This is a genomic window from Streptomonospora mangrovi, assembly GCF_027604915.1.
Taxonomy (GTDB): Bacteria; Actinomycetota; Actinomycetes; order Streptosporangiales; family Streptosporangiaceae; genus Streptomonospora; species Streptomonospora mangrovi.
The window spans coordinates 186,551-200,052 of sequence record NZ_JAJAQC010000003.1; the positions used below are offsets into that span (position 1 = coordinate 186,551).

Annotated in this window: 13 protein-coding genes; 5 read left to right on the top strand and 8 right to left on the bottom strand. The window is 75.4% G+C overall.

The genetic code is table 11. From position 1 onward, the window contains the following. Window positions 1–13 precede the first annotated feature (13 nt). The 4 genes from LG943_RS02360 to LG943_RS02375 all read right to left on the bottom strand — a co-directional run bounded on the left by LG943_RS02360 (window position 14) and on the right by LG943_RS02375 (window position 4,217). Window positions 14–898, bottom strand: a complete 885-nt coding sequence (locus LG943_RS02360; RefSeq protein ID WP_270070466.1) for an oxygenase MpaB family protein — start codon at window positions 896–898, stop codon at window positions 14–16. Window positions 899–992: 94 nt separating this feature from the next. Continuing rightward, window positions 993–1,367, bottom strand: coding sequence for an AtuA-related protein (locus LG943_RS02365; RefSeq protein ID WP_270070467.1), 375 nt, complete (start codon window positions 1,365–1,367; stop codon window positions 993–995). Continuing rightward, window positions 1,364–2,701 carry an acyclic terpene utilization AtuA family protein gene (locus LG943_RS02370; RefSeq protein WP_270070468.1) on the bottom strand — a complete coding sequence of 446 codons (1,338 nt, stop codon included), beginning with the start codon at window positions 2,699–2,701 and terminating at the stop codon, window positions 1,364–1,366. The genes LG943_RS02365 and LG943_RS02370 overlap by 4 nt, the downstream gene beginning before the upstream one ends. Window positions 2,702–2,786: 85 nt before the next feature. Continuing rightward, complete coding sequence (locus tag LG943_RS02375) at window positions 2,787–4,217, bottom strand: CitMHS family transporter (protein WP_270070469.1); 1,431 nt, start codon at window positions 4,215–4,217, stop codon at window positions 2,787–2,789. A gap of 124 nt (window positions 4,218–4,341) precedes the next feature. On the opposite strand from LG943_RS02375, the gene LG943_RS02380 reads away from it, so the two are divergent. After that, a complete protein-coding gene (locus LG943_RS02380) occupies window positions 4,342–5,268 on the top strand; it encodes a LysR family transcriptional regulator (RefSeq protein WP_270070470.1) in 927 nt (308 codons plus the stop codon). Window positions 5,269–5,433: 165 nt separating this feature from the next. Here LG943_RS02380 and LG943_RS02385 read toward each other — a convergent pair whose 3' ends face one another. From LG943_RS02385 to LG943_RS02395, 3 genes are all read right to left on the bottom strand, one after another. Beyond that, window positions 5,434–6,312, bottom strand: coding sequence for an alpha/beta fold hydrolase (locus tag LG943_RS02385; RefSeq protein WP_270070471.1), 879 nt, complete (start codon window positions 6,310–6,312; stop codon window positions 5,434–5,436). A 283-nt stretch (window positions 6,313–6,595) separates the two neighbouring features. Beyond that, window positions 6,596–7,042: a MarR family winged helix-turn-helix transcriptional regulator gene (locus LG943_RS02390; protein WP_270070547.1), complete on the bottom strand. Its 447-nt coding sequence runs from the start codon at window positions 7,040–7,042 to the stop codon at window positions 6,596–6,598. A 95-nt stretch (window positions 7,043–7,137) separates the two neighbouring features. Further along, complete coding sequence (locus LG943_RS02395; RefSeq protein WP_270070472.1) at window positions 7,138–7,815, bottom strand: DJ-1/PfpI family protein; 678 nt, start codon at window positions 7,813–7,815, stop codon at window positions 7,138–7,140. Window positions 7,816–8,421: 606 nt separating this feature from the next. On the opposite strand from LG943_RS02395, the gene LG943_RS02400 reads away from it, so the two are divergent. From LG943_RS02400 to LG943_RS02415, 4 genes are all read left to right on the top strand, one after another. Next, the gene (locus tag LG943_RS02400) at window positions 8,422–9,366 is read left to right on the top strand and encodes a sulfotransferase family protein (RefSeq protein ID WP_270070473.1); all 945 of its coding nucleotides are present in this window, start codon (window positions 8,422–8,424) and stop codon (window positions 9,364–9,366) included. After that, window positions 9,363–9,866, top strand: a complete 504-nt coding sequence (locus LG943_RS02405; RefSeq protein WP_270070474.1) for a hypothetical protein — start codon at window positions 9,363–9,365, stop codon at window positions 9,864–9,866. The genes LG943_RS02400 and LG943_RS02405 overlap by 4 nt, the downstream gene beginning before the upstream one ends. Beyond that, a complete protein-coding gene (locus LG943_RS02410; RefSeq protein ID WP_270070475.1) occupies window positions 9,863–11,086 on the top strand; it encodes a glycosyltransferase family 4 protein in 1,224 nt (407 codons plus the stop codon). The genes LG943_RS02405 and LG943_RS02410 overlap by 4 nt, the downstream gene beginning before the upstream one ends. Before the next feature lie 97 nt (window positions 11,087–11,183). Then, window positions 11,184–12,359, top strand: a complete 1,176-nt coding sequence (locus LG943_RS02415) for a MalY/PatB family protein (protein WP_270070476.1) — start codon at window positions 11,184–11,186, stop codon at window positions 12,357–12,359. A 45-nt stretch (window positions 12,360–12,404) separates the two neighbouring features. Here the strand turns inward: LG943_RS02415 and LG943_RS02420 are convergent, their stop codons facing one another. Next, on the bottom strand, window positions 12,405–13,490 hold the full coding sequence (locus LG943_RS02420; protein WP_270070477.1) for an S-(hydroxymethyl)mycothiol dehydrogenase: 1,086 nt from the start codon (window positions 13,488–13,490) through the stop codon (window positions 12,405–12,407). Window positions 13,491–13,502: the final 12 nt, after the last annotated feature.

Below are 13,502 nucleotides of genomic sequence, written 5' to 3' on the forward strand. Positions count from 1 at the left end.
CCGGCGCAGTGGCCTAGGCGGCGCGCTCCTGCTGTTGCCGCTCGGCGGTGCGTCGGCGGCGGGCGGCGGCGCCCAGGGCGCCCGCGGCACCCGTCGCGGCGCGCCTCGGCGGGCGGCGGCGCCAGCCGCCTTGGCGGCGCATGTCCCACAGGTAGGCGTCGCGCGGCAGGGTCCGCACGGCCTGGGGCAGCCGGGGGTACCAGGTGCGCGCCAGGCGCACCAGCCGGTCGAACCGGCGCTGGCGGGCGGCGTCCCACTCCAGCCCGTACTGGCGGCGCACGTCCTCGGGCAGCAGCCCGGCCGTGAGGAAGCGCTGCGCGGCGGTCAGCGGCCACAGCGCCCGGTTGGGCGGTGCGAACAGGGTGCGCGCGGTGGCGCGCGCGGCGTCGCTCACGGCCAGGCGGGCGACCGCTTCGGCCCAGTAGGCGTCGAAGTCGGCGCGGGTGGCGGGCCACCGGTCGGCGGGGCAGCCCAGGCTGGTGGCGAACACCGCCGAGCGCCGGTAGACGTCGTCGCGGTCGGCCTCGGGCAGCGGGCCGAACACCATCTCATACAGCCGCAGGTTGCCGTGGTAGAGGGTGGCGGCCACCCACACCTGGAGGTCGGGGTCGCGGGCGTCGTAGCCGGGGCCGGTCACCCGCTTGTGCACGGCGCGCACGATCCGGGCCACCCGGTCGGCCTCCTCGGGGGTGCCGAACATCTGGGTGTAGACGAAGACGAGCGTGCCGCGCAGGCGGTCCAGCGGGCGGTGGGCGAAGTCGCTGTGGTCGGCCACGCCCTGGGCGACCGAGGGGTGGGCGATCTGGAGGAGCACGGCCGTCCCGGCGCCGCCCAGGAGCACCGCCTCGCGGAAGACCCGGTGGGCGGGCGGGAGCGCGAGGTCGGAAGGGGTTTTCACGCGGTCATGCTAATCGCGCGGAGGGACCCGTCCGGCCCTGACCCGCCGGGGCCGGCCGGGTCGGGGCAGCGCGGGATTCGGCGCCGGGCCGACCTCACCCGAGGCCGCCGGGCGCCTCCGCGGCCGCCTCCGCCTCGGCCTCCGGCTCCACCTCCACCTCAACCTCCACCTCCAGTTCCAGCAGGGCCGAACTGAGGCTCTTGCCGTGGGCGTCCAGGTGCAGCGAGGTGGTGACGGTGTCCTCGGGCGCGCGCGGGCAGACGAAGATGAGCGCCGCCAGGTTGTTTAACCGGTGGCGCACGACCGGCCCGGCCACCCGGTCGGCCAGGTGCGCGGCCACCGCCTCCGGCGTCACGGCCGCGCACAGGGCGGGGTACCACGCCGGGTCGTAGGGGATCAGCGAGATCGTGTTCAGGTTGCCCTTGTCGCCCGCGCGGGCGTGGGCCACGTCGTAGAGCCGGACCCTCATCGCCCCGCGCCCCCCTCCAGCACGACGACACCCGTTTCCACCCGCTCGCGCGGGATCGTGGTCGACAGCACGCCGATGACCTCCTCCGTCGCGGTGCGCAGCCCGCCGCCCCCGGCGGGGCCGGCGGTGTAGAGGGCGCTGACCTCCTCGCCGACCGCCTCGGCGGTGGCCCGGTCGGCCGCCAGGCCCGCCACCCGCAGGCGGCACTCGTAGGGCTCGGCGCCGGCGGCCAGCGCCTCGCCGTGCAGCGCGCTGTGGCCCACCAGGTCCACGCGCAGCCGGTCCAGCACCCCGGAGAGCCGTTCGCGCACCACCTCGGCGGCCAGCCGGGCGCGCGCCAGGGCGCCGGCGCCCGCGTAGCCGATCTCGCCCTCGCCCCGGAAGCCGGCGCGGTAGCCGACGCTGACCTTGAGGTCGGGGGGCCGGGGCCGGCCGCGCGCGCCGCGCACGGCCACCCGGTCGCCGCCGGTGTCGGTGACCGTGACGGCGCCCATGTCCAGGGTGACGTCGGGGGTGAGGTAGCCGCGCGGGTCGGTGACCTCGTAGGTGAGCTGCTCCACCACGGTCATGCGGTCCACCCGGCCGCCCGTGCCGGGCAGCTTGGTGACCACGGCCGTGCCGTCGGCGCCGACCTCGGCCAGCGGGTAGCCCAGGTCCGCCAGGCCCGGCACCGGCTTGCGCGCGGGGTCGGCGAAGTAGCCGCCGGTGACCTGGCCGGCGCACTCCAGCAGGTGGCCCACCAGGGTGCCGGCGGCCATGCGCGTCCAGTCGGCGGTGTCCCAGCCCAGCGTGTGGACGAGCGGCGCCAGGAACAGGGAGGGGTCGGCGGCGCGGCCGGCCACCACCACCGACGCCGGGGTCTCCAGGGCGGGCAGCAGCGCGTCGACGCCGATGTAGGCGTTGGCCGAGACGAGTTCGCCGTGCGCCTCCAGCGGCAGGCCGTCCTCCCAGGCGGGGGCGGTGCGGTCGATGCGGTCCAGCACGTCGTCGCCGGTGACGGCGGCGACGGTGGTGGGTGTGCCCAGTTCCGCGCCGAGGGCGCGCACCATCCGGGCGGCCCCCACGGGGTCGGCGGCCCCGGCGTTGGTGACCAGGCGGGTGCCGGTGCGGTGCAGCGGCTCCAGCAGCGCCCGCATGCGCTTGCCGAGCATGGGGTCGAACCCGCCGGCGGGGTCGGTGAGCCGGCGCAGCGCGGCCAGCGCCACGGTGCGCTCGCCCAGGCACTCCAGGGCGATGGCGTCGAGGCCGCCCCGTTCGACGAGGTCGACCGCCGGTGCGGTGCGGTCGGCGGCGAATCCGGCGCCGCAGGCGATCCGGGCCTGTGGGGTACTCACGTGCCTCGCTTCCGTGGCCGGGGGCCGGGACGGTGACGGTGGGACGGGTGCGACGGGGTGCGGGGGGACCGGGGCGGGCGCGGCCTCAGCCCGCCCACAGCGGGACGGCCCCGGTGGCGACGGCGGCGGCCAGCACGACCAGGCTCACCAGCCACGCCCACGGCAGCAGGTAGCGGATGTGGGCGCCGATGGACACCCCCGACAGCCCGGTGAGCAGGTAGAACGAGCCGGTGAGGGGGCTGATGGGGAACCCCACCGTCTCCTCGCCCACGATCGACGCCTGCGCCAGGGCGGTGGCCGGCACGCCGAAGGTGTCGCCGACGGCCGTGAGCACCGGCAGCACCGCGAAGTAGTAGGCGTCGGGGCCGAAGAGCAGGCTCATCGGCACGGCCACCACGCCCACCAGCAGCGGCAGACCGGGGCCGACCGCATCGGGCATGGCGGCGGTGAGCGCCCGCGCCATGCCCTCGATCATGCCGCTCTCCTCCATGATCCCGAGGAACACGCCGGCGGCCAGCAGGGTGCTCGCCATGAGGATCGCGCCCTCGGCGTGGGCGTTGACGCGGGCGGTCTGGTCCTTGAGGCCGGGGTAGTTGACCACCAGCGCCACCACCAGGGCGAGCATGAAGACGAGTTCGGGCGGCAGGACGGCCGAGACCAGCGCGGCCACGGTCGCGACCGTCAGGGCGGCGTTGAACCAGAACAGGCGGGGCCGGCGCAGGTCCGCGCCGGGCTCGCCGGTGGCGTCGGCGGCGCGGTCCGGGGCGTGGCCGGCGGAGGGGTCGGCGGCCGGGCCGGTGCCCGAGGAGCCCGCGCCTCTACCCGGACCCGCGCCCGCACCCCCGCCCGCGCTCGCGGTGGCGGGCACCGGAGCGGGCACGGGTCCCGGCGCGGCCACCCCGGCCAGGCGGGTCCGCTCGCGGCGGCCCAGCAGGTAGGCGATCACCAGGCAGGCCGCGACGCCCGCCAGTTGCGCCGGGATCAGCGGCACCCACAGCGCGTTGGCGTCGACGCCGATGGCGGTGGCCGCGCGGGCGGTGGGACCGCCCCACGGGACCATGTTCATGATGCCCGCGCCCAGCCCGGTCAGCGCCGCCAGCACCAGGCGGCGCATGCCCAGGGCGTCGTAGAGCGGCAGCATCGCCGGGATGGTGATGAGGAAGGTCGTGGCGCCGGCGCCGTCGAGGTGGGCCAGCATCGCCAGCACCACCGTCGCCACGGCGATGGTCACCGGGTTGTGGCCGGCGAAGCGCAGCACCCGGCGCACCACGGGGTCGAACAGCCCGGCGTCGCGCATCACCCCGAAGTAGAGGATCGCGAAGACGAACATGGCGGTCGTCCCGGCGACGCCCGCGATCCCGGTGGCGGCGAACTCGCCGACTTCGGCCGGGCCGAACCCGGCGACCAGGGCCGCCGCCACGGGGGCGGCGGTCAGGGCGGCCACGGCCGAGACGCGGTTGGACAGCAGCAGGCCCAGGACGGCGGCGATGGTCGCGAAGCCCATGGCGGTCAGCATGGCGGGGGTCCTTTACGGCTGCGGTGAGCGGCTGGGGGTGTGATGCGCCTCACCAGGCCGATGCTGCCAATCGTTTCTGTTGCGTGTCCAACATCGATTTCCGAAGAACCTATGCTCTGCGAGCATGGACCTGTCGTTGCGCCAACTCGCCGTCTACGCCGCCGTGGCCCGCGCCGAGAGCTTCACGGCGGCGGCGCGGGAGCTGCGGGTGGCCCAGTCGTCGCTGAGCCGCACCGTCCTGGAGATCGAGCGCGTGCTGGGCGTGCGGCTGCTGGACCGCACCACGCGGCGGATCCGGCGCACGCCCGAGGGCCAGCAGGTGCTGGAGGCCGCCGAGCGGGTGCTGGCGGCCCACCGCGCCGAGATGGTCGGGCTGGAGCGCTACCTGGCGGGGGAGCGCGGCGCGGTCACCATCGCCACCCTGCCCTCGGTGGCGGCCGCGCTGCTGCCGCCGGTGATCGCCCGGTTCCGCGCCCAGCGCCCGGGGATCGCGGTGCGCATCCTCGACGGGATGTCCGACACCGCCCTGGAGCGGCTGGCCTCGGGCGCGGCGGACCTCGCCATCACCGTGGCCGACCGGCTGCCGGCCGAGCTGCGCGCCCAGCCGCTGGTGGAGGACCGGTTCTTCGCGGTGCTGCCGCCCGGCCACCCGCGCGCCGGCGCGGCCGAGCTGGCCTGGGCCGACTTCGCCGGCGAGGAGTTCATCGCGGTGGGCGCCGACTCCAGCGTGCGCGCCGGCACCGACCGGGCCTTCGCGCAGGCGGGCGCGCGCCCGGCGGGGGTCATCGAGGCGGGCAACGTGTCGACGGTGGGCGGGCTGCTGGCGGCCGGGCTGGGGGTGTCGGCGATGCCCGCGCTGGTGGAGGTGCTGATGAGCTTCGCGTCCTACGTGCGGCTGCCGCTGGTGCGCCCGGTCCTGGACCGGCGGCTGAGCGTGGTGATGCCGCGCGACCGCGCCCTCACCCCTCCGGCGCGCGGCTTCCTGGAGTGCCTGCGCCACCTGCGGGAGGAAGGCCACCCGCTCCCCGCGGACGTGCGCTGGGTCGACTGACCACCTCGGGAGGTCCGCGGACGCGGGGCGGGTGGGTGAGGCCGCGACGGGGCGGCGACGGCGGCGGGCCGCATGCCCCGCCTGCCGCCGCCCTCGTCAGCGCCCCGACCATGGCGGACCATGGCGAACCCGCACGAGGCGGCGGGCGGAGCAGGCGGGTACGCCTCAGCCCCGGGCCAGCGTGGCGCCGAGGACCCGGGCGAACTCCGCGGGCGCCTCAAGGAAACCGGCGTGGCCGCCGGGGAACACGGTCGGCTCCACCCCCAGCAGGTCGGCCAGCGCCGTGGTGGTCCGGTGGGTGATCAGCCCTCCGGAGTCGGCGCCGACCCCGACCACCACGCGGGCGGCCCCGGCCGCCACGGCGGCGGGGTCGGGCACGTAGCGCGTGGTGGCCTGGAGCTGGTGCACGAAGAAGTGGCGGGCCTCGGCGAGTTCCCGCTCCGACGGCTCCGGCTGCCCCGACGACTCCGCCCGGCCCTGCCGCTCGGCCGTGCCCGGCGCGTCCTCCGGCGGGAGGTCGAACCCGGCGTTGCCCATGAACCTGCGCCAGGCCGCCCCCGGGCCCTCGCGGTGGAAGACGGCCACGATCTCGTCCGTGGCGGCGCGCTGCTCGGCGGCGTCGGGCAGCAGCTCGGTCAGCGGCGGCTCGTGCGCCACCAGGGTGCCCACGCGGCCGGGGTGGTGCTCGGCCATGGCCAGCGCGGTGACGGCGCCGCCGCTGCTGCCGAAGACGTCGGCGGACTCCGCGCCGATGGCGTCGAGGATGGCGGCGGCGTCGTCGGCGCGCAGTTGGGGAGTGGAGTCGTGCTCCGGTCCCTCGATGCGCCTGTTCGCGCTGCCGCGCGGGTCGTGGGTCACGACGGTGCGGTCGGCCGCGAGCGCCTCGGCCAGCGCGGTGAAGTGGTCGGCGCTCATCGGCGCGCCGATGAGCATGAGCACCGGACCCTTCCCGCGCACCTCGTAGTGGAGGCGGGCTCCGGAGACGGACAGGAGGTGGGCGCCGGTGGTGTCGCCCGCGCCGGTCGTGCTGGTCGTACCGGTCATCGGCAAGGTCCCTTCGGGGGGTGGTCGAGTCGGAGCGGCGGGGGGGGGGGGGGGGGGGGGGGGGGGGGCGGCCCCCCCCCCCCCCCCCCCCCCCCCCCCCCCCCCCCACCCCCCCCCCTCTCCGGACGCCCGGAACTCATCGCCGACCGACGCGCGAAACCACGCGGATTTTCGGGGCGGCGCTCCCCGTGGGCCGTACAGGGGATGGGGGAGAAGGGCAGGAACGCCGACGGCCCGCACCCATCGGGCGCGGGCCGTCATCGATCGCCGCCACTGATCAGGGTCAGCCGCCGGGCGCCTGCTCGGGATCCCCGGTGAGGGTGTCCAGGGCCTCGGCGAGGCGGCGCATGGCCGCCACGGCGGCGGCCAGCTCCGCCTCGCCCAGTTCGGCGGTCAGGCGGTGGGCCAGGGCGTGGTGGGCGGGGTCGATCCGCCGCACGGCGGCGCGGCCCTCGGCGGTGGGGGAGAGCAGCTTGGCGCGGCGGTGCGCCGGGTTGGGGCGGTACTCGGCGAGCCCCTTGGCCACCAGGAGGTCGGCGACGCGCTGCACGCTCTGCCGGGTGACGCCCATCGCGCGGGCCACGTCGGCCACGGGCAGGGGCGCGCGCAGGACGGCGCCCAGCACCTGCCACCACGCCGCCGTCAGCCCCGCCGGGCGCGCCAGGTCCTCGGCCACCGCGAGGAACCGGCCGTTGAGCCGGAACGCCGTGAGGGCGGCGTCCGACAGCAGCCGCTGGGCCGCGTCCTCCTGGGCGACCTCTTCGCGCCCGGCCTGGTGACCGGCTCCTTCCCGGTCGCGCGCCGCCCGCTCGGAACCGGCGGCGCTCACGCGGTGGCCGCCTCTGCCGCTGCCGCCTCTCCCTCCGCTCCCTGGGCCGCCATCAGGGCGCCGAAGGCCGAGGGGTCGTGGGCGGAGAACAGCCGGTACCAGGCGGCCAGCACCTCCGGCCGGTACAGCCCGAGCACGGCGAACACCTCGCGCGCGAACTCCACGGGCGCAGTGGGGCCGGCGGTGGTGAGGCCGCCGTCGGTCACCGCGAGTTCGTCGCGGTAGTGCGCGGCGCCCTGGTAGCCCGTGGCGGCCAGGTCCTCGGCGCTGCCGGAGGTGTGCGCGCGGTCGTCCAGCAGCCCCTCGCGGGCCAGTCCCACCGTCGCGCCGCAGATGCCGGCCACCGGGGTGCCGGCCGCCAGGAACGCGCGGGCCGCCCGGGTGAACGGGGTGAAGGAATCGGGGTCGGTGTACCAGCCGCTGGAGCCCGGCAGGATCAGCAGGGCGCTCGCGGCGGGGTCGAGGTCGGCCAGCGCGAGGTCGGGAACCACCCGCAGGCCGCCCATGGTGGTGACCGGGTCGGCGGTGGCGCCCACCGTGATGACCTCGTAGCGGTCGGGACCCTCCTGGAACTCCCCGTTGCGGATGTGGGCCACGGCGTGGCCGGTCTCCCAGTCGGCGAGGTCGTCGTAGACGGCCAGGTGCACGGTCTTGGTGTTCGCCTTCGTTGTCATGACAGTATTCTGTCAAATAAGCAGCATGCTGTCAATTCCCCGGCGGTACAACCTCCGGCCTGCGCAAAAGTAAGCGGAGTGTAATCGATCCTGTGCTATATGTGATCTTGGCCCGGCGGTGGAAGAGCGGTGGTGAAAGGACCGGGCCGCCGGTGGTCACCGGGCGGCGCTCAGGCACTCCTCGAAAACCCCTCGGACGCCCTCGGCCCTGGGCCGATCCGCCCTTCCCTCGGGTCCTTTCCGGGGCCTTCGGGTGCTCCGGGCGGGCGCGTGCCGCGCGGGCGCGCCGGGCACTCGGGGCGGCGGTTATCGTGGCAGGGGCTGTGCCGCCGGCCGTCGGGCATTCGAGCCGCCACGGGCTCGGGTCGGTCGGGGCGCCGCGGTCGGTTTCACGCGGAGGGCTGCGGAACGCGGGCGTTCCGGGCCGTGGAACCGGCACGCCTCCCCGGTCCGGGGCGGCCCGCGCCGCGGGTCCGCCGCGGCGGGCACACCGGCCCGCGCCAGGCTCCCCCGGCGCGGTGGCGCGGGGGTGGCCGCCACCCGGCATCGGCGTTAACACCGCACGTACGTTCCCTTTGCTCCCAGTCGAAAAGAGCCATAAGTTCCATGAGCATGGATCTTCTACGCAAGATGAACTCCGCGCTCGGCGCCAGCATGGGCGTTGAGCTGCGCCGAGTGCGCAAGAAGCCCGACACCGCGCCGGCCGGCGGCACCCCGGCGGCCGCGGCCGAGCCCGCCAAGAAGGCCAAGCCCGCCTCGGTGTCCTACCGCCCGCCGCAGGACCCCGCGCTGGACCGCCTGCTCGACCGCCCCGTGTTCGTGATGTCGCCGGTGCGCTCGGGCTCCACCCTGCTGCGCCTGCTCCTCAACGGCCACTCCCGCCTGCACGCCCCCCACGAGCTGCACATCCGCCGCCTCGAGGTGCACTTCCGCACCAAGCTCTCCCAGCGCGCCATGGAGGAGCTGGACCTCCAGCGCGGCGACCTGGAGCACCTGCTGTGGGACCGCGTCCTGCACCGCGAACTGGTGAAGTCGGGCAAGGACTTCATCGTCGAGAAGACCCCCAGCAACGCCTTCGTCTACAAGCGCCTGGCGGCCTGCTGGCCCGACGCCCGCTTCATCTGCCTGCTGCGCCACCCCGTCTCCATCGCCCGCTCCTGGCACGAGGCCGACCCCGAGAAGCGCACCGTCGACGAGGCCAACGAGGACGCCCTGCGCTACATGAACGCCGTGCAGCGCGCCCGCGAGGGCCTGGAGTCCGCCCTGACCGTCCGCTACGAGGACCTCACCGCCGACCCCGCCGCCGAGCTGCGGCGCATCTGCGACCACCTCGACATCGAGTTCGAGCCCCAGATGCTGGAGTACGGCCAGAGCACCGAGGGCAACTACACCAAGGGCCTGGGCGACTGGAAGGACAAGATCCGCTCCGGCAGCGTGCAGCCCGGCCGCAAGCTCCCCGACCCCGACGAGATCCCCGAGGTCCTGCGCCCCATCAGCGAGACCTGGGGCTACGTCGACTCCGGCGCCCGCGAAGGGGCAGCGGTCTCGTGAGCGTCCAGAGCCGCGCGGAAACCCCGCTCGCCGAGGTCGCCGAGGTCTGGCCGCGCGACGGCCACATCCGCGTCGTCGGCGACGTCCACGGACACCCCGACCCCGCGTCCACCCGGTGGCTCCTCGTCCTGGCGCTGCGCGACCACGACACCCGCCTGCGCTACCCGCTCGAAACCGGGTCCGCCGCCCGCTTCGACGCCACCGTGCCGCTGGCCGACTTCGTGCCGGCCGACCCCGCCGCGCGCGCGGCGGAGGTCAAGTGGGACCTCTACCTCGCCCCCGAGGACACCGCCGACCTCGGCACCGCCCACTGGCTGCGCGTGGGCCGCCAGCTCGACGACATCCGCGGCAAGAAGAAGATCATGGTGTTCCCGGTGCAGTACGTCCGGACCGACGACGGAACCGCGCTCGCGGTCCAGCCGTTCTACACCATCAAGGACAACCTGTCCGTCGAGTGCGCCCCCCACCCTTCCGAGTCTTCCGGGCAGGCAACACCATGAGGATCCGCTACCTGCTGCTCAACGCCTTCGGCACCGGCGGCACCATCCGCACGGTCTTCAACCAGGCCAACACCCTGGTGGGGCGGGGCAACGACATCGAGATCGTCAGCGTGGTGCGCCACCGCGAGGCACCGGTGTTCCCGCTGGACGACCGGGTGCGGCTGACCTCCATCATCGACGAGCGCGCCGACGCGCGCGGCGACGCGCGCGGCGATGACAATGAGCCCGCGCCCGGCCTGGTGGCCCGCTACCGCTCCTGGGACACCACCCGCCTCAAGGCCAAGCCCGGCGCGGTGGTGCCCGCCGGGGAGTTCGGCGCCGAGTACTTCACGCGCTACGTCGAGCGCGAGGTCATCCGCTACCTCAAGGGCGTCCGCGACGGCATCCTGGTGTCCACCCGGCCCGCGCTCAACATCCTGGTCGCGCGCTACGCCGACCCCGGCCTGGTGCGGGTCGCCCAGGAGCACATGAACCTCGGCACCCACCGCAAGGACGTCCAGCAGGCCATCGCGCGCTACTACCCCCGCTTCGACGCCGTCGCGGTCCTCACCCACCGCGACCGCGCCGACTACGAGAAGCTGCTGCCCCGCACCCGGGTCGTGCGCATCCCCAACGCCGTGCACTCCCTGGACCAGGTGCCCTCCGACCACGGCAACAAGATCGCGCTGGCGGCGGGCCGGCTGATCCCGCAAAAGGGCTTCGACATGCTGATCCCCGCCTACAAGCAGGTGGCCGAGCGGCATCCCGACTGGCAGTTGCGCATCTTCGGCACCGGCAAGAAGAAGGCCGAACTCCGCGCGCTCATCGAGGAGCACCACCTCTACAACCACGTGTTCCTCATGGGCCACACCGACCAGATGGACGACGAACTCGCCAAGGCGTCCTTCTACATCCTCAGCTCGCGGTTCGAGGGCCTGCCCATGGTCGTCATCGAGGCGATGACCCACGCGCTGCCGGTGGTCAGCTTCGACTGCCCCACCGGCCCCGCCGACGTCATCACCGACGGCAAGGACGGCATCCTGGTGCCGCCCAAGGACACCGACGCGCTGGCCGAGGCGATCTGCACGATGATGGCCGACCGCGGCCTGCGCGCCGGCATGGGCGCCGCCGCCCTGGAGACCGCGCGCGGCTACGCCCCCTCGGTCGTGCACCCCATGTGGGAGGAGCTGTACGCCGAACTCGCCGCGGCCCGCGGCGCGGTCGGGCAACCCGCGTCCTAGAGTTGGCCTGCCGGCAGCAGGGCGGCGTCTGCCCGCGTACTCCGGGCGCCGCCCCACCGCCGCCGGTACCGTGCCAGCCGATCCGGAAGGGGCGCCCATGACCCGGGCGAGCGCGTTTGACGCCGTCACCGTCGACACCCTGCGCGAACGCGGCAGCCTGAAATGGACCCTCTACGGCGACGACAGCCTCGGCGCGTTCGTCGCCGAGATGGACTTCGGCACCGCGCCGCCCGTCCTGGAGGCGCTGCACGCCGCCGTGGACGCCGTGGACTTCGGCTACCTGCCGCCCCGGGCCGCCGCCGGACTGGCCGCCGCCTGCGCCGGCTGGCAGCGCGACCACTACGGCTGGGCGGTCGACCCCGACCGCGTCCGCCCGCTGGCCGACGTCCTCAACGGCTTCGAGATCGCCGTGCGGCACTTCTCCCGCCCCGGCAGCCCTGTCATCCTGCCCACCCCGGCCTACATGCCGTTCCTGAGCCTGCCCGCCGCCCTGGACCGCACCGTCATCGAGGTCCCCATGGCGCGCGACAACGGCCGGCACGTGCTCGACCTCGACGCGATCGACGCCGCCTTCGCCGCCGGCGGCCACCTGCTCGTCCTGTGCAACCCGCACAACCCCCTCGGCCGGGTGCACACCGCCGAGGAGCTGACCGCCCTCAGCGAGGTCGTGGCGCGCCACGGCGGCCGGGTCTTCGCCGACGAGATCCACGCCCCGCTGACCTACCCCGGCCACCGGCACATCCCCTACGCGTCGCTGTCGCCCACCACCGCCGGGCACACCGTGACCGCCACCTCCGCCTCCAAGGCGTGGAACCTGCCCGGCCTCAAGTGCGCCCAGCTCATCATCAGCAACGACGCCGACGCCGCCACCGTCGAGCGGCTGGGCCCCTACACCTTCAACGGGGCCGCGAGCCTGGGCGTGGCCGCCAACACCGCCGCCTACACGGCGGGTGGGCCGTGGCTGGCCGAGGTGGTGGCCTACCTCGACGGCAACCGCCGCGCCCTGGCCGACCTGCTGGCCGAGCACCTGCCCGAGGTGCGCTGGACCGCGCCCGAGGGCACCTACCTGGCGTGGCTGGACCTGCGCCCGCTGGGCCTGGGCGACCACCCCGCCCGCGTGCTCCGCGAGCGGAGCGGGATCGCGCTGGTCGACGGCCCCGACTGCGGCGCCCCCGGCCTGGGGCACGCCCGCCTCAACTTCGCCACGCCCCGCCCGATCCTGCGGCGGATCGTCGCCGGGATCGCCGAGGCGGCCCGCCGCGGCCCGGCCTGAGCGGCCCGGCGGCCCCGCCCGCGCGGCGCGCGGGGCCGCCCGCGCCTACAGCAGCACCACCGAGCGCAGCACATCGCCGTGGTGCATGCGCTCGAACGCGGCCTCGACCTCGTCCAGGGCGATGGTCTCCGACACGAACGCGTCGAGGTCGAGCCGGTCCTGGAGGTAGAGGTCGATGAGCATGGGGAAGTCGCGGCTGGGCAGGCAGTCGCCGTACCACGACGACTTCAGCGCGCCGCCCCGGCCGAACACGTCCAGCAGCGGCAGCTCCAGGGTCATGTCCGGGGTGGGCACCCCCACCAGCACCACCGTGCCGGCGAGGTCGCGGGCGTAGAACGCCTGCCGGTAGGTCTCGGGCCGGCCCACCGCCTCGATGACCACGTCGGCCCCGAACCCGCCGGTCAGCTCCTGAATGGCCGCCACCGGGTCGGTGGCGCGGGAGTCCACCGTGTGGGTGGCGCCCAGCCGCGCGGCGGTGTCGAGCTTGCGCTGGTCGATGTCGACGGCGATGATGCGCGCCGCCCCGGCCAGCCGCGCGCCCATCACGGCGGCGGTGCCCACCCCGCCGCACCCGATGACCGCCACGGTGTCGCCCCGGCCGACTCCGCCGGTGTTCAGCGCGGCGCCCAGCCCGGCCATCACGCCGCAGCCCAGCAGCCCGGCGGCGGCCGGCGCGGCGCGGCGGTCGACCTTGGTGCACTGCCCGGCGGCCACCAGGGTCTTCTCGGCGAAGGCGCCGATCCCCAGGGCCGGGCTCAGCGGCGTGCCGTCGGCCAGCGTCATCGGCTGGGCGGCGTTGTGGGTGTCGAAGCAGTACCAGGGCCGGCCCCGCCGGCAGGCGCGGCACTGCCCGCACACCGCCCGCCAGTTCAGCACCACGAAGTCGCCCGGCTCGACCTCGGTGACCCCGGCGCCCACCGACTCCACCACGCCGGCCGCCTCGTGGCCGAGCAGGAAGGGGTAGGTGTCGCTGATACCGCCCTGCTTGTAGTGCAGGTCGGTGTGGCACACCCCGCACGCCTGCACCCGCACCACGGCCTCGCCGGGCCCGGGGTCGGGCACGACGATCGTCTCGACCGCCACCGGGGCGTCCTTCTCACGCGATACGACTCCGCGGACTTCCTGCGCCATGGGGCCTGCCTC

Coding starts and splice junctions, on each gene's coding strand:
- LG943_RS02375 (WP_270070469.1), bottom strand. CDS start 4,217: ATGCTGACCGCCATGGGCTTCGCGACCATCGCCGCCGTCCTGGGCCTG.
- LG943_RS02410 (WP_270070475.1), top strand. CDS start 9,863: ATGAGGATCCGCTACCTGCTGCTCAACGCCTTCGGCACCGGCGGCACC.
- LG943_RS02415 (WP_270070476.1), top strand. CDS start 11,184: ATGACCCGGGCGAGCGCGTTTGACGCCGTCACCGTCGACACCCTGCGC.
- LG943_RS02420 (WP_270070477.1), bottom strand. CDS start 13,490: ATGGCGCAGGAAGTCCGCGGAGTCGTATCGCGTGAGAAGGACGCCCCG.
- LG943_RS02385 (WP_270070471.1), bottom strand. CDS start 6,312: ATGACCGGTACGACCAGCACGACCGGCGCGGGCGACACCACCGGCGCC.
- LG943_RS02400 (WP_270070473.1), top strand. CDS start 8,422: ATGAGCATGGATCTTCTACGCAAGATGAACTCCGCGCTCGGCGCCAGC.
- LG943_RS02380 (WP_270070470.1), top strand. CDS start 4,342: ATGGACCTGTCGTTGCGCCAACTCGCCGTCTACGCCGCCGTGGCCCGC.
- LG943_RS02395 (WP_270070472.1), bottom strand. CDS start 7,815: ATGACAACGAAGGCGAACACCAAGACCGTGCACCTGGCCGTCTACGAC.
- LG943_RS02365 (WP_270070467.1), bottom strand. CDS start 1,367: ATGAGGGTCCGGCTCTACGACGTGGCCCACGCCCGCGCGGGCGACAAG.